This is a genomic window from Microbacterium sp. ARD31 (assembly GCF_031844425.1).
The window spans coordinates 816059-835477 of record NZ_JAUZVE010000001.1 but is presented as its reverse complement, the minus strand read 5'-3'; the positions used below and the strand labels follow the sequence as shown (position 1 = coordinate 835477).

Below are 19419 nucleotides of genomic sequence, written 5' to 3'. Positions count from 1 at the left end.
GTCCGGCTCTCACCCGGCGGGCGTTTCGGGTTCGGGGTCCGGCTCGGGCGGGGACGCCTCGCAACTCGTGGTATGCGAGGTCGTTCCGAGATCGGCCAGACGGCCGGTCCATCGCACCCCGTAGGTGTAGTCCCGACGAAGCGCGAACTCCTCGGTTCGCACGGGGATGATCTCATGATCACCGCTCGCTGCGACCGTGACGTCGCCCCCAGGGGACTCATCGACGGCACAGGTGGCCGGGAACCGGACTTCGACGGGGTAGTCGGGACCCGAGCCGGCGGTGATGTCGCGCGCGTTCGCCGTCCCGCACCCGAACGTGTCGTTGCAGAGGGCGGCGATGATCCGGCCGGGAGGGGATCCCAGAGCGAACAGACTCGCGAAATCGGCGGTGTACGAGTTGCCGCCGTCTGCGGAGTAGCGGACATCGAACAGGAGGTTGCCGCGAAGCCCCGGAGCGGTGATGTCGTTCCAGCGATACACCGCGCGCCCCGCGTCTGAGAAGGTCTCAGCGCGGGTGTCGATCTCATAGGTCGTGTCAGAGCCTCGCGGTGCATCGATCGAGCCGACGGGTGTGAACTCCTGAGCAGCGGCGGTCCCCTCGCCGAAACGCGCGCCGCCATCGATGGTCCACGCGCATGCGCGAACCGATGACCGTTGCCACAGTGGCAGCTCGGAGGGACCGAATTCTCTGCGCGCGGTGCCGCCGCTGCCGGGGAGGCGTTGCTGGCCCGGAACACAGCGTTCTTGGCCGACGGAGAATCCGACCTCGATCGCGTCCCCCGCGCCGTCCGGGGTGACGGTCGCCGTCGCGGTCACGCGCGAGCCGTCTTCGTTCTGAGACACGCTCAACTCGACCTGCGGCGCGCCGATTCCGTGGGCAACGATCGTGAGCGCGTCACCTTCGTTCGATCCGCCTGCGATCGAGGGGAGCTCGAACTCAGTCAGGGGGGTCACGACGAGGGTGGTGGGGTCGTTGGATCCGATTCGGTAGGCGGTGAACGTCGCGGTACCGCCGCCGACCGGTTGCGTCGCACTCCCGGCCACACCTCCAGACAGTCGTACGCTCCCTGTGGTGTCGTCGAGGCCGCTGACGACGACGGTGGCGAGCCCGCCGGCGTCCCCGTTCGGCACCGGCTCGAAGCTCGCGCCGGTCGGTCGCGCTGGCGGGCGGTAGGCCCAGGCTTCCGTCCGGACGGTCCCACGCGAGGACCCCGCCGCGTTGACCGCCCGGACCTCGTAGACCCGCTGCTCGCCCACGGGCGCGGCGATGGGCTCGCACCTGCCCGAGGCCGGGCACGAGGCGACCTCGCGGCCGCCCGTCGTGATCCGGTACCCCTCGACGGCAGGGTAGGAGGCGGCATCCGAGGTCACCCGCAGGGTCACCGAATCCGCCGTGTAGGCGGTCCATTCCAGTCGGGTGGGGTCGGCGGGCAGTCCCCGCAGGTCGAGTACTACCGACCCGTTGCGATCGCCGCTGGACTGGCGGCCCTGCGCGTCCTCGACGACGAAGGTCCCGGCGCAGCGCGCCGCCCCCTCGGCATCCGATCGCCAGCTCGCCCGCACCGCGCGGTCGCCCGCGGGAGCGAAGCTCACCCCGTCGCAGTTGCCGGCGCTCGCCGCCGCGACCACGCGCAGGGGGGTGCCCGGGAGGGGGTTCACCTCGCCGTCGGCACCGATCACCTCGATCGTGCACGAGGAGCGCCCGTCGGACTGCGAGCAGGTCTGCACCGCCGACCCGCCGCGCGGGAGCGCCGAGGGGGACGGTCCGACGGTGAGCACGAGGCTCGCGGGGCTCGCGTCGGGGTGGGTCGGGAGCGAGACCCGCACCTGCTCCTCGCGGCCGGGACGCGCCTCGTCGAGGGCCGTCACCGAGACGACGGCGCCGTCGGCGGCCACCTCGAACTGGTCCCCGTCGTAGGCGACGTCGAAGACGAGGGCGTCCTCGTCGGCGACGCCCGCCCACCGCACCATCCGGGTGAGGTCGTAGGTCTGGGTCTGGCCGGGACGGACGGCGAGCGAGGCGCTGCGCAGCGACGGCTGCGGGATTTCCGCCTCGACCTCGACGGGGAGCGTGAGATACGTCGGCTGGTCCTGGCCGGCCACGCGGGCCGCGACGATGCAGGAATCCCGCCAGGGTGCGCCGCGCCCGGCCGTGTACCGCACGACGGTGCCCGACACGACGCGGCAGGAGGCGTCCGCGCGCGCCCCGCCGGCCTTCGTGCCGTCGGCGTCCACGACGAGGACGGCGTCGTCCGGCAGCGCCACGAGGTCGGCGACGTCCGTATCGACGCTCTCGCCCTCGCGCACGCGCAGCGGGTCGACGTCCGCGCGCAGGGTCACCCGGATGTCGTCCGTCCCGGGCACCCGCAGGAAGCCGTACGTCGTGACCTCGGTGCCGTCGTACGCGGTCCCCGTGACGGTGAAGGGGATCAGCCGGGTGCGCTCGGGGAGCGGCCCCGAGATCCGCCAGCCCGACACGCGGAGGTCCCGCTGCTCGCCCCAGAGCCGCAGCGACAGTCCCGACGGGTCTCCCGCATTCCAGGCGACTCGGCCGCTCAGGACGTCGACGCCACGGGGGAAACCGTCGCGGTCCTCGACGGTGAGGACGGTGTCGGAGATCACGGGATGATCGGGGACGGGGTCGCGGACGACCTTCACCACGACCAGCCCGATCGCGGTGTCGCCGTCGGCGTTGGACACCTCGTACGAGTACGAGAAGGTTCCGAGGGCCGTCCCGGCCACGACGGTCACGGCGCCGTCGTCGGCGACCGCGATGCGCTCGGAAAGCGCGGCGTACTCGGGACTGTCCTCGGGCGCGTTCGGCGTGACGCCGGTCAGGTCGAGCGTGCTCCCGAACGGGTCCACGTCGTTGTCGGCCGGGCGGATGACGACGGTGCTGTCGGCTCCGGCCTGCACCTGGACGTAGTCGCTGAACGTGACGGGGCTCGGGTCGCTCTGCTGGGCGATGACCCCGATGCGCACCTCGCCGGTACCCGTGCGACCCCGGGCATCCTTCACCCGGTACTGGAACCGCACCTGCCCCGCGGCGCCGTCGCGGCTCGTGTAGACGATCGAGCGGCCGTCGGCCGAGATCGTCGCCGAGCCTTCGGTGGGCTGGGTCGTGATGGCGTCGAGCGCGACGTCGTCGCCGTCGGGGTCGACCCCGTACCGGTCGAACGCGATCGCGACCGCTTGGCCCGCGACGACCCTTCCCTCGAGGGTGCGGGGGACGGGGTCGCGGTTGTCGTCGCCGCCGGTGACCGTCACCGTGACCCGGGCGGTGTCGACCACCTCGGGGAAGCCGAGGCGGTAGATGGTGTACGTCAGCGCGTAGGTGCCCGCCTCGCGGGGCGCCAGGTATCGCAGCATCCGCCCCGAGGCGAAGGCGAGGCCGCCGCCGGTCTCGTTCACGATCGACGACGGATCGATCGCGATGAGCGCGCCGGCGGGGGCGTGGTCGTTCTCCAGCACCGGGATGTCGATCTGCGTGCCGCCACGCACCGTCACCGTGTCGTCGACGGCGATGGGCGGTTCGGCGGATCCCGCCGGCAGCAGGATGACGGTGACCTCGCCCTCGGCCAGGGGAGCGCCGCCGGCGCGGCCGTCGGTGAGCCCGTAGCGCACGACGCCGAGGCGGCCCGGGCCGCCGTCGTCGGTCGTGCCGCTCACCCGCAGCAGGCTCTGGCCGACGAGGTCGACGCTGAGCGCGGCGGTCGGGTCGCTGTCGGGGCGGATGTCCTCGAGCAGCAGGACGACGCCGGCCGGATTGGATGCCGCCGACGCGACGTCGATCGTGGTGTCCTCGCCCGGGCGGACGAACGCCGTCAAGGGGGGCGTCGTCACGACGGTGTCGTCGGGGTCACGGACCGTGATGCGAGCCAGGGCGGAGGCTTCGCCCGCGCCGTCGCGGACGGAGTACTGGACGACGTAGGACCCCGCCTCGCGGGCGTCGAAGGTCATCCGCAACGCCGACGCGTTCGGTGTCACGGTCGTGCGCGCGGTGTCGAGGGCGACGAGCGAGCCGATCGTCAGCGCGCCCGAGGCGCCGCTCACGTGGGGGGAGAGGTCGATGTCGAGCGGCTCGCCCACGACACCCGTCGCCGCGAACGACTCTGCGCGCAGCTCGGGTGCCGGGGTCACGCGGATCGTGACGGCCTGCGTCGTCGTCGCGCCGCGCGCGTCCGAGACGACGACCGACACGGGGATGCTGGCGGCCTCCGTCGCACTCGGATCGGGATGCTGGTAGGTGAACTCGCCCTCGGGCGAGGTCGTGGCCGTCCCGACCGAGGGGGCGCCCTCGATCCCGGCGAGGTAGACGGGGTCGCCGTCGGGGTCGACCCAGCCGCGCAGCAGGTCGGCCGACACCGTGCCGCCGGGAGCCACGGACGGGGCGGGCCAGGTGGCGAGGCATCCTTCCACCCCGCACCAGACAGGCGCTGCGTTGGCCTCCTCCGCGACGACCCGCAGGGTGACGGTCGCGTACTCGGAGAGCCGACCGCCGGCGGACGTGCCGTCGGTGACGCGGTAGCGGAAGCTCGTGGTCCCGGTCGCCTCGGGCGCGACGCGGAACGCCAGCTGCTGCTCGGCGCCGGTGACGGCGACGGAGCCGAACGCCGCGTCGACCCCCTCGATGCCGCCGACGTCGATGCTGAGGACGTCCTCGTTGGGGTCGTGATCGTTCAGCAGGACGGGGAGCAGGGCGACCGAGCCGGCGCGCACCCCGAACGCGTCGTCGACGGCGACGGGAGGTTTCGGGTCGAGCACCCGCTCGACGGGATCGTCGTTCTGCGGCGCGGCCTCGCTGGTGTCCTCGACCCGCCACTGCTGCGACGACGGGATGAGCGCGCCGTCGGGCAGGCGCCACACCCAGCCGGAGCCGCGATCGTTCAGGGCCAGGCGCGAGCCGTTGCCGATGAAGACCGGGTCGACCCCGTCGCCGATGTCCGCGCCGGCGTAGTCGAGCGGCGTCGTCTCGGCCGGACGGCTGCTCGACCACAGCGTGCCGCCGGCGGCGCCGTCGCCGAGCCACGCGGCGTGCACGACGCCGTCCGAGGCCACGGGGACGGCCGGCGTGCCGAGGCCGGGGGAGTCCAGCACGCGCTCGGGATCGCCCGCGCCGAGGGGGATCCGCGTGACGCCGCCGGGGTCGGCGATGACGACGGCGTCCCCCGAGGTCGCGGCGCGCTGCAGCACCGCGCCGCTCACGGGCGTCGTGTCGGCGATGTCGTCGCGGTCCTGCACGGCGACCTCGCCGGTCGCGACGTCGTACAGCACCCAGCGGCCGTCGACGGCGCTCACCTGTGCGTCGACGGGCGAGATCGGGGTCGGGTCCTGCCCCAGGATGCGACCGGTCGCCGCTTCGGCGCGCACGACCACGCTCTCGGCCGCCGAGTAGGCGTAGACGACACCGTCGGCGTCGACCGCGACGGCGGATGCCGCGAAGCGCGGCGCCTGCTCGCCGGGCTCTCGTTCCACCTCGGCGTACGGGTCGATCGGCGAGGCGGCGCCGCCTCCTGACAGCGTCGCTCCGAACACGCCGCCGCCCTCCGTGCGGTAGACGAGGGCGTCGCCCGCGGAGACGATCTCGACCGTGCCGGCGGGTGTCGGCGAGGAGGCGTCCTCGTCCTCACCGGTCAGGTCGGCGGGCTGGGCGAGATCGACGTCGGAGAACGCCGAGCCGCCCTCGCTGAAGACGAACAACCGGTCGGCGGTCTGCGCGACCTGGGTGCCGTTGACGACCTGTTTGACGGTGTCGACCTCGGCGAGGTCGAGGTTCACCCGGGCGTAGCCGCTGCCGGTGCCGGTCTGGAGCGCCCAGACCGTCGGGTCCTCGACGGGCGTCTGCTGGGCGTCGTAGCCGGGCCACACGACGGCGAGCGTGCCGACCACCGCGACGATCGCGGCGACCGCACCGGCGCCGATCCACGTCGATCGGCGCACGCGAGGCCGGTCGGGCTGGGGTGAGGACATTCAGCCCGCCCCGCCGAGGAGGAGGAAGGTCACCCCGGCGCCGGCGCCGGCCAGCACGATCCCGCCGATCGCCAGGGCGACGACGGTTCCGCGCCGCATCCGCGGGGCCGGTTCGGCGCCCGCGAGCACCGTGCCCTCGTCCGGGCGTCGCGGCGAGGCGGCGCGTCGGCGCTCGGGACGCGCGGACGCGTGGGCGACGGTCGGCCGCACGGGACCGCGGGGACGGTCGTCGGCGAAATCCACGTGGGCGCCCGCGGACGCCCACTCGTCGACGGCGACCTCGAGCGGGGTGTGCGGGAGCCCCATCCGGTGCTGGATCATCTGCAGGTCGTGCGCGAAGGCCGCCGCCGAGGGGTGGCGCGCGGCGGGGTCGCGGCTGAGGGCGCGCGCGAGGACGGCGTCGAGCTCGGGCGGCATGTCGGCGCGGCCCACCGGCGTGTAGACCGCCTTGCGGATGCGGGCCTTCAACTGCTCCCGGGAGTTCTGCCCGCGGCCGGGACGCTCGAAGGGGCTGCGGCCGGCCAGGAGCGAGTAGACCGTCGCCCCGAGACTCCACACCTCGGCGGCGATGGAGCCGGAGACCCGCTCGTCGACGACCTCGGGCGCCGACCACGGCACGGACATCGCGAAGACCTCCTCGGTGTCGGGCCTGCCCTCGACGGCGGCCGCGATGCCGAAGTCGGAGAGCACGGGGGACCCGAACGCCGTCACGAGGATGTTGGAGGGTTTGATGTCGCGGTGCAGCAGGCCCGCCCGGTGGGCGGTCTCGAGGGCCGACCCGATCTTCACGCCGAGCTGCAGCACCTCCGCGACGGGGATCTCCTCGCGGCGGTACCGGTGGGTCAGCGACGTGGGGCAGTACTCCATGACGAGGTAGGGACGGCCGTCGGCCGAGACGGAGGCCTCGTGGATCGTGAGGATCGAGGGGTGCGCGCTCAGGCGGGCCATGACGTCGGCCTCGGCGTTGAACATGCGCAGCACGTTCTCGTCGACGACGTCCTCCAGCAGCACCTTCACGGCGACGGGGCGGCGGGGCAGGTTCTGCTCGAACAGGAAGACGTCCGCGAAGCCGCCCGCGCCGAGCGGGCGCACGTAGGTGAAGCCCGACAGTCCGGGCGGGGTGGAGGGGAGCCTGCTGGACACGCCGTGCGTCATCCCGCCGTCAGCGGTCCGGCGGTGTCGAACACGGCCGTCACGCCGTCACCCAGGTCGAGTTCGGTCCCGAGGGGCACCCGCGACGCCGCCCCGCCGCGCAGGAGCGCCGCAGCGCCCGTCGGCGGCCGGACGATCGTGCCGTTCGTCGAGTCCAAGTCGCGCACCACGAGCGTGTCGCCGTCCAGGACCGCTTCGAGGTGCGTCCCCGAGATCTCCTTGCGCGGCGAGGGTACCGGTTCGATCCGGGCCCCCGGGTGGCGTGCGGGTCGCGGGCTGCGGCCGAGCACGACGGGACGGTCGAGCGGCACGCTGCGCCCTCCCGGCAGTCGCAGCGCGTACGCGGTCGCAGCGGATCCGCGTCGCGACCCGAACAGCGTCCGGTCGTCGGGCGCGTCGGCGACGGCGGCCGGCCGCTCGTCCTCGCGGAGGAAGTCGGGGAGCTCCAGCTCCTCGTCGTCGTCGAACGGACGCGCGAACAGGCTGCGGTCGACCGAGATCGTCTGCAGGACGTCGATCTCCTCGCCGCGCGCGGGTGCGGCGGAGGGGGCGGGGGCGACGGTCGGGATCGCGACCGTCACGGGCGCCGCCGTTCCGCGGGGCGCCTCGCCCGCGGCGGCCGGGGTCACGTCGGCGTCGGGCTCGCGTCCGGCGGGGAAGGGGCGTCCCCACGACAGCTCGTCGGCGCGCGTGACGCCGAGACCCAGGGGCAGCAGGTCGCCGCCGGTGCGTCCGGATCCGAGCGCCAGACGGATGCCGACGGCCCCCGCCAGCGCCGTCTCGATCCACGTGCGCGCGTCCGCGCCCGAGACGCGCGTGCGGTCGGAGGTCTCGACGATCGCCGCACCGCGCACGGCGACGCGCACCGCATCCGCGTCGTCGTCGGGGAACTCCGCGACGGCGAAGTCGGGCAGGTCGTGGATGCCGCCCGCGACGAGCACGCTCAGCACGTCCTCGAGGACGGCGGTGTCGGCGGCGGCGGCATTCCACAGCCGGGCGATGACGCCCTCGGCGACACCGGAACCGAGCAGGATCGCGAAGCGGTCGCCCGCGATGGCGTACCCCGCCTCGGCGGCGAGCGTCGGGGTGGGGTAGCGGAACACGCACCCAGCCTACTGACGGGTGGTGCTCAGACCCATCCCGGCAACCAGTTGTGCACCCAGTAGAACTCGTACGGGATGCGCATCGCGGACCACAGCGGGTACCAGAACGCCGAGACCGCGACGATGACGCCGAGGATGACGAGCACCGTGCGGCGCCCGACCGCCCGCCGGTCGGGATCGGCGTGCGGCGACCCGGCGATCTCCCGCAGCGCGAAGGTGAGCGCGAGGACCAGGAAGGGGAGGATCAGCACCGTGTAGAACTGGAAGATCGTCCGGTTCGGGTAGAACAGCCACGGCACGTAGGTCGCGGCGATGCCGACGAGGACGATCCCCGCGCGCCAGTCGCGCGTGCGGACGCCGTGCACGGCGAGCCACAGCACGGCGAGCACCCCGAGCCACCACAGCAGCGGGTTCGGCATCGAGTAGAGGATCTCGATGCAGCCGCGTGCACTCGCGCACCCGGCGACGCCGTCGGCCGTGCTGTTCGCGTACATCGACGTCGGCCGCAGCAGCAGGGGCCACTGCCACGCCGGACTCGCGTAGGGGTGCGACGAGGTGATCTCCGCCGTCGCCGTGTAGATCGTCTGGTGGTAGTGCCAGAGGTTCTGCAGCGGCAGCGGCACCCACGACCAGAATCCGCGGGCCGGGTTCGCGTCGACGGCGTGCCGCTCGTAGCCGCCGTCGGTCGTGAGCCACGTGGTCCACGAGGCGAGGTAGACGAGGACCGCCACCGGCACGAGCACCACGAATGCCGCGGCTCCCTGCCGCACGGCATCCGCCGGCCAGAAGTGGATGCCGAGCCGTCGCCGCGCGAGCGCGTCGCTCACGACGACGTAGAGTCCGAGCGCCGCCAGCACCCACGCGCCCGACCACTTGACGCTGCACGCCGCACCGCCGGCGATCCCCGCGGCGAACAGCCACGGCCGCCCCCACCGCACGGGGCCCCACCACGCGGCCCGGCCCGCGGCATCCCGTCGTCGCATCGCCTCGGCGAGCCGGTCGAGGTGACGTCGGCGATCGATCAGCACGAACCAGACCGAGAGCAGCACGAAGAGGGTGAGCAGGATGTCGAGGATCGCCACCCGGCTCATCACGATCGCGAGCCCGTCGATCGCCATCAGGCCGCCGGCGACCGAGCTGAAGAGCACCGAGCGGGTCAGCTGCCAGGCGATGAGGTAGAGGACGAGGACGGCGAGGGTGCCGGCCACGGCGACGGCGCACCGCCACCCGAACGACGAGGTCGGGCCGAACAGGGCCATCCCCGCCCCGATGAGGAACTTGCCGAGCGGGGGATGGACGACGAAGCTCGGCGCATCGAGGAAGATGTCCGTCTCGCCGTCCGTGAACCGGGTGTCGGCGCCGTCTGGCCAGGTGGCCGCGTACCCGAGGTTCCACTGACTCCAGGCATCCTTCACGTAATACGTCTCGTCGAAGACGATCGCGTGCGGGTGGGCGAGGTTCCAGAAGCGCAGGATGCCGGCGAGCAGGGTGACCGCCAGCGGGGCGAGCCACGCGAGTCGGCGACGGAGCATCGCGTCGGCCGCGAGTCGCCGCCGGGCGTCGTCGAGACGGACGCCGAACGGCTGCCGCGCGGGGACCGCGGGCAGGAGCGGTTCCGCGGTCGAGCTCACGGCGACCAGCCTATGCTGGGGCGGTGCTGATCCTCGCCGCGACCCCCATCGGCAACCTGGGCGACGCGACGGGGCGGCTGCGCACCGCCCTCGAGGAGGCGACCATCGTCGCCGCCGAGGACACCCGGACGACGCAGCGCCTGCTGCAGGCGCTCGGGATCGCCAACCGCCCCCGCCTGGTGGCCCTGCACGACCACAACGAGAAGCAGCGCGCCGCGGAACTCGTCGCGCTCGCCGCCGACGAGGACGTCCTGCTGCTCAGCGACGCCGGCATGCCGACGGTCAGCGACCCCGGGTACGCGGTCGTGGCCGCGGCGGTCGAGCAGGGCGTCGATGTGACGGCCCTCCCCGGTCCCAGCGCGGTCATCACGGCGCTCGCCCTCGCAGGGCTGCCGACCGACCGGTTCACGTTCGAGGGGTTCGCTCCGCGCAAGACGGGGGAGCGGCGCACGGTCTTCGGCGCGCTCGCCTCCGAGGCCCGCACGATGGTCTTCTTCGAGGCGCCGTCCCGCCTGGCCGACACGCTCGCCGCGATGGCGGAGGCGTTCGGCGCGGACCGTCGCGCCGCCGTCTGCCGCGAGCTGACGAAGCTGCACGAGGAGGTCGTGCGAGGCCCGCTCGGCGAGCTGGCGGAGTGGGCCGCCGCCGGCGTCCGCGGCGAGATCGTCGTCGTCGTGGGCGGCGCGCCCGCGCGTCAGGTCAGCGCCGACGACGCCGTCGCCCAGGTGCAGCAGCTCGTCGGCGACGGCATCCGCTTGAAGGATGCCGCCGCCGAGGTCGCCGCAGCGACGGGGCTGAGCGCGCGCGACCTGTACCAGGCGGTGCTCGCCGCGCGCTGAGCGGTTACCGGGCGGGCCCGCCGAGCTGGGCGAAGGCCTCCGGGGTCGCCTCCGCCTCCGCCGCGCGCGACGGCGGCGCCGTCACACCAGGCAGCGCCCAGGCCGCGAACGCGGTGTCCGCGGCCCGGACGCGCACGTCGCCGGCATCCGTCACGGTCACCGTCGCATCGCCGTACAGCGCCGTCGCCGCCTCGGCGCCCGGCAGCAGCACCGCCGGGATCGTGGCGTCGGCCGCGCCGCGCGAGGCGAGCACTAGCACGCTCTCCTCGGCGCTCTCGCGGACGAACACCGCCGCCGCGTCGTCGACGTACAGCCACCGCAGGCCCCCCGTCGCCAGCACCGGATGCTCACGGCGCAGCCGCAGCATGTCGCGGTACAGCGCGATGCGCGCGGCGTGCGCGGGCTCGGCGGCACGGTCCCACGGCATCGGCGCGCGACTCATCTCGCCGTCCACGGCGTCCAGGCCGAACTCGTCCCCGGCGTAGACGACGGGCAGTCCCGGCAGGCTCACCGACAGACCCAGAGCGACCGGCACGGCGCCGTCCGCGGCGTACGTCGCGAACCGCGCCGTGTCGTGCGTGTCGAGTGCCGACATCGTTCCCAGCTGCACGCGCCACGGGATCTGGCTCGTGAACCGCTGCAGCTGTGCGACGAACTGCCGGGCGGTGTACCGCGGCATCCCGGTGGGGATGCCGAAGAACCACATGTCGTCCGTCTCCTCGCCGTCCCAGCCGTAGTGCGGAATGCGGCGCGCCTCGCCCAGCCACGCCCACACCCCGCGCGTGAACGCCGGGTAGGTCATGCCGCCGTGCCAGGCGTCGCCCTGCAGGTCGGTCGCGGCGTCGTTGGTCGACTCCGCCACGAGCAGCGTGTCGGGAGCGACATCGATCATCGTCCGCCGCAGCGCCTGACGCACCTCGGCGTTGAGGTCCTCCGCGCCGAGCCTCCCGGTCATGTTCGCGACGTCGATGCGCCAGCCGTCGATCGAGTACGGCGGCTTCAGCCACCGTGCGACGACCGAGTCGGGCCCGTCGATGAAACGGCGGCGCAGTTCGTCGGAGTTCCAGTTGAACTTCGGCAGTGTCGGCGCATCGAGCCACGTCTCGTACGTCGTGTTGTCGTCGTCGGAGAAGTAGTAGAACGCGCTCTCCGGCGCATCCGGATTGCCGTGGGCGGTGCGGAACCACTCGTGGGCGATGCCCGAGTGATTCGTCGTGAGATCGCCGATGACGCGGATGCCGCGGGCGTGCGCCGCCTCGATCATCCGGCGGTACGCGTCGTCGCCGCCGAGGACGGGATCGATCCGGTCGAAGCTCGACGCGTCGTAGCGGTGGTTGGACTCCGCCGGGAAGACCGGCGTGTGGTACAGCACGGTGACACCCAGGTCGACGAGATGGTCGAGCTTCTCGACGACGCCGTCGAGGTCGCCGCCATAGAACTGCCGCCCGCGCCCGGGGTGCACCGGGTCGAGCGGTTCGTCCCATGCGGCGGGGAGCGCCCACGCCGGCGCGGGGCGCTCGTCGGCCGCCGCCGACCGGGCGAAGCGGTCGGGGAAGATCTGGTACATGATGGCGTCGGCGAGCCACGACGGCGGCGGGTTGCCCGCGACGAGGGCGAAGTCCTGCCCGTCGAGGGCATCGATGTCGCTGAGGCCGCCCTGGTTCAGCACTTCGACGCGGCCGTCGGCGTGGACCAGGTGGAATCGGTAGCCGTGCCGGGGGTTGGCGACGGTGATGCGGGCGGTCCACCATTCCCAGCCGTTGGCGGCGCCGTCACGGACCGCGTCGACCCACGCCGGCTCGTGATCGGGATTGGAGCGCACGAGCACGCGGATGACCGGACCGTACCCGTCGGGAATGCGGATGCGGACATCGACCTCGTCGCCGAGGACCGGCGCGGGATGCGACACGTACAGCGGGGAGCCGTCGTGGTGGGGACGCAGGGCAGGGGTTGTCATGATGACCTCCAGGAGACGCCGACACCGACGTCGGCACGGATGCGACGTGGTTGCACAGCGGGAGCCATGACAGAGCCCTTGAGTTGTGCCTCGATCCTATTACAGACGCGCACCGATGTGGAGAGCGATCGCGCCCTCCGCGGGGACGTCTGCGGTGACCGTTCCGCCGCTCACCGCGACGGTCGTGCCGCCGCACGCGCCGGCCGAGATCCCACCGCCCGCGCCGCCGGAGATCACGTCGCAGTACCGGCCGTCGGGCAGTCCGACCGGGACGGTGGCCGCGGCATCCGCCTCGGAGGGGTTCACCAGCAGCAGCGCGCGCCCGTCGCGTTCGAAGCCGTAGACGTCGCCGTCGCCGACACCGGGCAGCCGGGGCGCGTCGGCCGCGACCCGGCGCAGCTCCAGCAGCCCCGCGATCGCGGTCCACGCTTCGGTGCAGACGCCCTCGCCATCGGCGTACTGCACCTTCGGGCCGGTGACGCCGGCGCAGTCCCAGCCGATGACCCGGCCGTCGGCGTCCTGCGGGGCGCCCGCGTTACGGTCGCTGAAGGCGTAGCCCGAGTAGACCACCGGCGTGCCGTAATCGTCGGCGAGCATGAGCGCGTTCGCGATGAGATAGAGGCCGCCGTCACGGTAGGTGACGGAGGCCTCGCCACGCTCGGTGTCGTGGTTGTCGACGAACACGACGGCATCCGCGCTCGGCACGTGCAGCGGCCGCGCGGAGGCCGGCCCGACACCGAGCGCGGGGTCGGTGATGACGCCCGCCTTCAGCCCGGGCCCGAGGTCCCGCGCGTACTGGAACTCGAACACCTTCCCGGCGCCGGTGTACTCCTCGGGCTGCACGGGCTCCGCCCCCGAACCGCGGATGACCTCGCTCATGATGACGGTGTCCTCCGGCAGCAGGTCGACGATCGCCTGCACGTCGCCGGCGGCCATGTGCTTGGCGGCGTCGATGCGGAAACCGGCCACACCGAGGTCCCGCAGATGCCGGAGGGAGCGGGCGATCGTCTCGCGCACGGTAGCCGACCCGGTGTCGAGGTCGGCGAGGTTCGACAGCTCGCACGTCTGCACCTGCTCGCGCGAGCTGTAGTCGGCGATGTCGTCATCCGCGGTCAGGCCGCAGTGGTGGAAGTCGCCCTCGTCGTACAGGCCCGGGTAGTCATAGTGCGTGAACGCCGTCCCGGCGACGCCCGTGCCGGCGTCGATGCCCGCCATGTGGTTGACGACGGCATCCGCGATCACTGCGACACCCACGGCGGCGCACCGCGACACCATGTCGGCGAATTCCGCCTCGGTGCCGAGCTTCGAGTCCACCCGGTACGAGACCGGCTGGTAGCTCGTCCACCACTGCGCGCCCTCGATGTGCTCCTGCGGGGGAGAGGTCAGCACCCACGCGAACCCGGCCGGTCCGATCGTCGACTCGCACTCCTCGGCGATCGACGTCCACGGCCGCTGGAAGAGCTGCACGCCGGCATCCGCGAGCTTCTCGCGGTCGACGGCGACGGGCGCCGTGCACGCGGCGAGGGCGGATGCCGCGAGCACGGCGATCATCGCCGCCGCGGCGGCGCGGCGCCCCGGCATCCGACTACTTCACCGAACCGGCCGTCAGGCCGCCCACGATGAACCGCTGCAGCGACAGGAACAGCGCCATCGGCAGGATCGCCGCGAGCACGGCACCGGCCGCGAAGACGCTCCAGTTGCGCGCCGTCTCCTGCGAGACGAACTGGTACAGGCCGACCGCGAGGGTCTGCTTGTCCGGGTCGACGAGGATGATCGACGCGATCAGGAAGTCGTTGGTCGTGCCGATGAAGCTCAGCAGACCGATGACGGCGAGCACCGGCGCGACCAGCCGCAGGATGATCGTGAAGAAGATACGCGCGTGGCCGGCGCCGTCGATCTTGGCCGCCTCGTCGATGGATGCCGGGACGGTGTTGAAGAACCCGTACATGAGGAACGTGTTCACGCCCAGCGCACCGCCCAGATACACCATGATCAGGCCGAGCTGCGAGTTCAGGCCGAGCGCCGGGAAGATGTCGCCGATCGCGCTCATCAGCAGGAAGATCGCGACGACGGCGAGCAGCTGCGGGAACATCTGCACCAGCAGCAGCGTCAGCAGGCCGAACCGGCGCCCCGTGAAGCGCAGGCGTGAGAACGCGTACGCCGCCAGGGCGCACAGCACGACGGTGAAGAACGAGGTCGTGAGGCCGATGAAGATCGTGTTCACGAACCAGTTGCCGTACGGGCGCAGCGGGTCCTGGAACAGGGCGATGTAGGCGCCCAGATCGACGTTCGCGAACAGGTTGTTGGCCGTCAGCAGCGTGCCGCCGGGGTTGAGAGAGGCCGACAGCACGTAGACGAGGGGGAACCCCGCGAACACGAGCATGACGATGCCGATGATGTGGCGCCAGCCGGTCTCGCGGAACCAGCGGCCGAAGGGGCGCCGCGGCTCCTTCGCCCCGGGGTCGCCGGCGCTGCCGGCGCCGCCGCTGCTGCCGACGCCGGGAACAGCGCCGGGGACGGTCAGGGTCTCAGGAATGGTGGTCATGTCAGTTCAGCTCCTCGAGAACCTTGGTCTGACGGAAGCTGAGGTACGAGATCGCCGCCACCAGCACGAAGATGATGATCGAGAAGGCGCTCGCCAGGCCGTAGTCGCGATCCGCGCCGACGAAGGCCACCTTGTAGACCATCGAGATGAGGATGTCGCTCGCGCCGACGTTGATGGAGGCATCCGCGAACCGCGGGCCCCCGCCGGTGAGCATGTAGATCAGGTTGAAGTTGTTGAAGTTGAACGCGAACGACGAGATCAGCAGCGGCGCCACCGACACCAGCAGCAGCGGGAACTTGATGTGGCGGAAGATCTGCCACACGCCCGCGCCGTCAACGCGGCCGGCCTCCTGGATGTCCTCGGGGATCGCCTGGATGGCGCCCGTCGTGACGAGGAACATGTACGGGAAGCCCAGCCACAGGTTGACGATGAGGATCGAGACCTTCGCCAGGAACGGATCCTGCAGCCAGGGGATGGATGCTCCGCCCAGCAGCGTCTGGTTGATGAAGCCGAAGTCCTGATTGAACATGCCCTGCCACACGAGCGCCGACAGGAACGCCGGGAACGCGTAGGGGAGGATCATGATCACGCGGTAGTACTTCTTGCTCTTCATCCGCGGATCGTTGAAGACGATCGCGAGGAACAGGCCGAGCGCGAAGGTCGTGGCGACCGACAGAATCGCGAACACGAACGTCCACACCAGCACGGCGAAGAACGGCCCGCGGATCGAGTCGGTCGTGAAGGCGCGGACGAAGTTGTCCATGCCGACCCACACCTGCCAGCCCGTGGCGAGGGTCTGACCGTCGTCGGATTCGAACGAGCCGTTGCCGTTGTCGTGGTAGACGACGCCGGTGTCGGTGTTCGTCATCGTGTCGGCATCCGGGTCCCACTCCAGCGTCGAGACGAACTGGTATGCCGTCGAGCCGTCGCGGGTCTGCAGGGTGCCGTCGTTGGGGTCGTCGGAGAAGGGGACGGCGATCGCGGTGATCACGGCCTGGTTCGCGACGATCTGGCTGAAGTCGAGAGTCGTGTATCCGGGCACGGACACCGCGCGGTCGCCGGAGAACTCTGCGTCGGGCGCCGGCTCGAGCGGACGCTCTGTGCCGCCGATCTCGGCGTCGCCGTCGGGGGTCGTCGCGAGCAGGAAGAACTGGCCGTTCTGCTCGAGGATCGACACGGGGTAGGCCGCGGAGTCCTCAACGCGCTGCTGGTTCTGGATCAGCAGCGCGTTGACGGCGTCGTCCTTCGTGGAGATGTGCCCCGAGCCGTAGTTGGTGAAGGCGATGTAGATGCAGTAGAGCACCACGAAGATCTGGAAGACGAACAGGAACACGAGCCCCGGCGTCAGGTACTTGGCCGGCAGCATGCCCGGCACGAGATAGACCACGTTGATCGCGATGACGCCGAGGGCGATGATCGCGGCGACGAGGAGGTTGCCCTCGCCCAGCAGCACGAAGATGGCGTAGAGGGCCATCGCGTCGATGATGCCGAGGCAGACGATCTTGACGAGCCAGACCTTCCAGCCGGCCCCGGCAGCTTCGGCCCAGGCCTCGGCGCGCTTGCGGCGGCGGGCGGCGGCGCGGTCTTCGGGTGCGCGGGTGGGGGGTGGATCGGTGAGTGTGGATCCCGTCATCGTCGACTCCAGTCGTGGCCTTAAGGGGAGCGTAGAGTCGGGGCGGCGCCTGGTCCAGACGCCGCCCCGGAATGGTGAGGCTCAGCCGAGCTTGCTCTTGATGGAGTCGGCCATCTTGACCCAGTCACCGGCCGGGTCGGAGGAGCCCTTGAGGAGGGCGGCCTCGGTCTTGCCCCAGTCGTCCCATACCGAGCCCATCTGCGGGACGCTCGGCATCGGGACGGCGTTGGCGCCGACCTGCGCGAAGCCCGCGATGAGCGGGTCGGACTGCGCGGCCTCGAACGACTCCGTCAGTGCCGGCGGGCGTCCACCGGCCTCGAACAGCGCGGTCTGCACATCGGCGGTCGCGATGTAGTTCACGAGGAACTCGTTCGCGATGAGGGCGTTGTTGCTCTTCGCGCTCAGGAAGAACGTCTGCACACCGGCGAACGGCTGCGCCGCGGAGTCACCGGTGGTGGGGATGGCGTCAACGGCCACGTCGATGCCCGCCTTCTGCGCGTCCGCGACGTTCCACGGGCCGGACAGGAAGTAGGGCGACTTGCCGGCGTTGAACGCCTCCTTGGCGAGGTCGCCGGACAGGTTGAGGTTCAGCACCTTCGTGCCGGTGTCGCCCTGCGCGGTCAGCCACGCGGCGAACGCCTGGCCCGCCTCGTCGCCGATGGTCAGCTGGCTCGCGTCGTACGAGCCGTCGGCGTTCTGCGCGAAGACCGAGTTGCCGAACGACGTCTGGAACGGGTACAGGTGGTACGGGTCCGAGGCCTGCGGGTCGAGGCCCACGACGAACGGGTACTCGGTGCCGGCCGCCTGGCCCTTGGCGATCATCTCGTCGTAGGTGCCGGGCGTGGAGTCGGCGAGGGCGGTGTTGCGCAGGATCGCGATGTTCTCGATCGCGTAGGGCAGCCCGTAGGTCTTGCCGTCGTAGGTCACGGCCTGGATGGCGACCTTCTCGAAGTCGGCGGTCTTGTCGCCGAGCTCGACCGGGGCGACGATGCCGTCCTTGACGAACGCGCCGATCCAGTCGTGGCCGCCGATCGTGATGTCGGGGCCCTTGCCGGTGGGGACCTGCGCCGTGAACTCGTCGCGGATCTTGCCGTAGTCCTTGACGACCAGGTCGACCTTGACGCCCTTCTCCTGCTCGAACGTCTTCGCGACGTCTTCGAGCGCGCGGGCGCGGTCGGCGTCGACCCAGACGGTCAGCGCGCCGGCGCTGGTCGCGTCGTCGCTGCTGGTCGGCTCTGCGGTCGTGCCGCCGGCGCAGCCGGCAAGCGCGAGGATGCTCGTCGCGACGAAGATTCCGACGGCGACGGCGCCCTTCTTCTTCACCTTCATTGGTGTGCCTCTCTGTTGTGACGGGGCCAGGGGAACAGGTGTCCCGCTGCGCCCACGCGCTGTTGCCGCGCGAGTCGCCGGCGGAGCCATTCTTACTCCCGACGCCGTCTCGCAAGGCGTTTCGTTATGCAACTGTGACCGGTCACAGGGTACGCGGTTCGATCACGTTATCACAGCGCCGGAACGATGTAGAGTCTGCTCTCGTGGCATCCACCGAGAGCTCCCGAAAACCGACGATCCGCGACGTCGCGGCGGTCGCCGGCGTGTCCCACGGCACGGTCTCGCGCGTGATCAACGGCGGCCACTGGGTGTCGCCGGAAGCGCGCGCCGCGGTGGAGGAGGCCATCCGTACGACGGGGTACACGGCCAACCATGCCGCCCGGAGCCTTGCGACCGGCCGCTCCGGCTCGATCGCGTTCCTCCTCACCGAACCGCAGCACCTGCTGTTCTCCGACCCGATCTTCTCGCTGCTGCTGCGCGGTGCCACCGAGGCGCTGGCCGAGCGGTCTATGACGCTGGTGCTCCTCATCGCCGACAGTGCCGACAAGCAGGCCGGCGTGGAGCGCTACGTCCGGGCCGGCCACGTCGACGGCGTGCTGCTCGTCTCCTCCCACGCCTCCGACGCCCTCCTCGCGTCGCTGGTGTCGGCGGGCGTCGCGACGGTGTGCACCGGCATCCCCACCGGTGCTGCGGCGTCGGTGCCGAACGTCGCCGTCGACGAGGTGGGATCGGCGCGCATGATGACCCGGTATCTCATGGACCAGGGGCACCGCCGCATCGCGCTCATCGCCGGACCCGCCGACACCCCGGGCGGCAAGTTCCGTCTCGAGGGGTTCCAGGCGGAGCTCGGCCCGCGGTTCGATCCGCAGCTCGTCGAGCACGGCAGCTACGAAAGCGCGAGCGGGGATGCCGCCATGACCCGGCTGCTGGAGCGGGCCCCCGACGTCGACGCGGTGTTCGCGGCCAGTGACATCATGGCCGTCGGTGCGATCGCCGCGCTGCGGCGTGCCGGCCGGCGGGTGCCCGAGGACGTCGCCGTCGCCGGCTTCGATGACTCCGGCCTCGCCGCCACGCACCAGCCGCCGCTGACGACGATCCGTCAGCCCTGGGCGCAGATCAGCTCGACGATGGTGGACATGGTGCTCGACATCGTCGCCGGGGTGCCGCGGGAGCCCCCCGTCCTGCCGACGACCCTCGTCGTGCGCGAGAGCGCCTGACGGCGCGGCTGCGCGAGGGCGCCGGTGCTCGTCACAGAGCAGG

Annotated in this window: 11 protein-coding genes; 2 read left to right on the top strand and 9 right to left on the bottom strand. The window is 71.9% G+C overall.

Annotation, left to right across the window (positions count from 1 at the left end; genetic code table 11):
• Positions 1-9: 9 nt before the first annotated feature.
• From Q9S36_RS04195 to Q9S36_RS04180, 4 genes are read right to left on the bottom strand one after another with little or no spacing between them, the layout of a single operon-like run.
• Positions 10-5970 carry an Ig-like domain-containing protein gene (locus Q9S36_RS04195; protein WP_311284048.1) on the bottom strand — a complete coding sequence of 1987 codons (5961 nt, stop codon included), beginning with the start codon at positions 5968-5970 and terminating at the stop codon, positions 10-12.
• On the bottom strand, positions 5971-7125 hold the full coding sequence (locus Q9S36_RS04190) for a serine/threonine-protein kinase (RefSeq protein WP_311284047.1): 1155 nt from the start codon (positions 7123-7125) through the stop codon (positions 5971-5973).
• A complete protein-coding gene (locus Q9S36_RS04185) occupies positions 7122-8225 on the bottom strand; it encodes an FHA domain-containing protein (RefSeq protein WP_311284046.1) in 1104 nt (367 codons plus the stop codon). The genes Q9S36_RS04190 and Q9S36_RS04185 overlap by 4 nt, the downstream gene beginning before the upstream one ends.
• Before the next feature lie 26 nt (positions 8226-8251).
• On the bottom strand, positions 8252-9856 hold the full coding sequence (locus tag Q9S36_RS04180) for a phospholipid carrier-dependent glycosyltransferase (RefSeq protein WP_311284045.1): 1605 nt from the start codon (positions 9854-9856) through the stop codon (positions 8252-8254).
• Positions 9857-9879: 23 nt separating this feature from the next.
• On the opposite strand from Q9S36_RS04180, the gene rsmI reads away from it, so the two are divergent.
• Positions 9880-10695, top strand: a complete 816-nt coding sequence (gene rsmI, locus Q9S36_RS04175) for a 16S rRNA (cytidine(1402)-2'-O)-methyltransferase (RefSeq protein ID WP_311284044.1) — start codon at positions 9880-9882, stop codon at positions 10693-10695.
• 4 nt (positions 10696-10699) lie between these two features.
• On the opposite strand, the gene Q9S36_RS04170 is transcribed toward rsmI, so the two are convergent.
• The 5 genes from Q9S36_RS04170 to Q9S36_RS04150 all read right to left on the bottom strand — a co-directional run bounded on the left by Q9S36_RS04170 (position 10700) and on the right by Q9S36_RS04150 (position 18159).
• The gene (locus Q9S36_RS04170; RefSeq protein WP_311284043.1) at positions 10700-12652 is read right to left on the bottom strand and encodes a glycoside hydrolase family 13 protein; all 1953 of its coding nucleotides are present in this window, start codon (positions 12650-12652) and stop codon (positions 10700-10702) included.
• 99 nt (positions 12653-12751) lie between these two features.
• On the bottom strand, positions 12752-14233 hold the full coding sequence (locus tag Q9S36_RS04165) for an alpha-amylase family protein (protein WP_311284042.1): 1482 nt from the start codon (positions 14231-14233) through the stop codon (positions 12752-12754).
• Positions 14234-14237: 4 nt separating this feature from the next.
• Positions 14238-15197, bottom strand: coding sequence for a sugar ABC transporter permease (locus Q9S36_RS04160; protein WP_311284041.1), 960 nt, complete (start codon positions 15195-15197; stop codon positions 14238-14240).
• Between the two features lies 1 nt (position 15198).
• Positions 15199-16830 (bottom strand): ABC transporter permease subunit, encoded by a 1632-nt coding sequence (locus Q9S36_RS04155; protein WP_311284040.1) that lies wholly within the window; start codon positions 16828-16830, stop codon positions 15199-15201.
• A gap of 81 nt (positions 16831-16911) precedes the next feature.
• The gene (locus Q9S36_RS04150; protein WP_311284039.1) at positions 16912-18159 is read right to left on the bottom strand and encodes an extracellular solute-binding protein; all 1248 of its coding nucleotides are present in this window, start codon (positions 18157-18159) and stop codon (positions 16912-16914) included.
• Positions 18160-18362: 203 nt separating this feature from the next.
• Between Q9S36_RS04150 and Q9S36_RS04145 the strand changes: the two genes are divergently transcribed.
• Positions 18363-19376, top strand: a complete 1014-nt coding sequence (locus Q9S36_RS04145) for a LacI family DNA-binding transcriptional regulator (protein ID WP_311284038.1) — start codon at positions 18363-18365, stop codon at positions 19374-19376.
• Positions 19377-19419: the final 43 nt, after the last annotated feature.

What these genes read in the sequence shown, in the direction of transcription:
- Q9S36_RS04195 (WP_311284048.1), bottom strand. Translation starts at nt 5,970, where the DNA reads ATGTCCTCACCCCAGCCCGACCGGCCTCGCGTGCGCCGATCGACGTGG.
- Q9S36_RS04190 (WP_311284047.1), bottom strand. Translation starts at nt 7,125, where the DNA reads ATGACGCACGGCGTGTCCAGCAGGCTCCCCTCCACCCCGCCCGGACTG.
- Q9S36_RS04170 (WP_311284043.1), bottom strand. Translation starts at nt 12,652, where the DNA reads ATGACAACCCCTGCCCTGCGTCCCCACCACGACGGCTCCCCGCTGTAC.
- Q9S36_RS04165 (WP_311284042.1), bottom strand. Translation starts at nt 14,233, where the DNA reads ATGCCGGGGCGCCGCGCCGCCGCGGCGGCGATGATCGCCGTGCTCGCG.
- Q9S36_RS04160 (WP_311284041.1), bottom strand. Translation starts at nt 15,197, where the DNA reads ATGACCACCATTCCTGAGACCCTGACCGTCCCCGGCGCTGTTCCCGGC.
- Q9S36_RS04155 (WP_311284040.1), bottom strand. Translation starts at nt 16,830, where the DNA reads ATGACGGGATCCACACTCACCGATCCACCCCCCACCCGCGCACCCGAA.
- Q9S36_RS04150 (WP_311284039.1), bottom strand. Translation starts at nt 18,159, where the DNA reads ATGAAGGTGAAGAAGAAGGGCGCCGTCGCCGTCGGAATCTTCGTCGCG.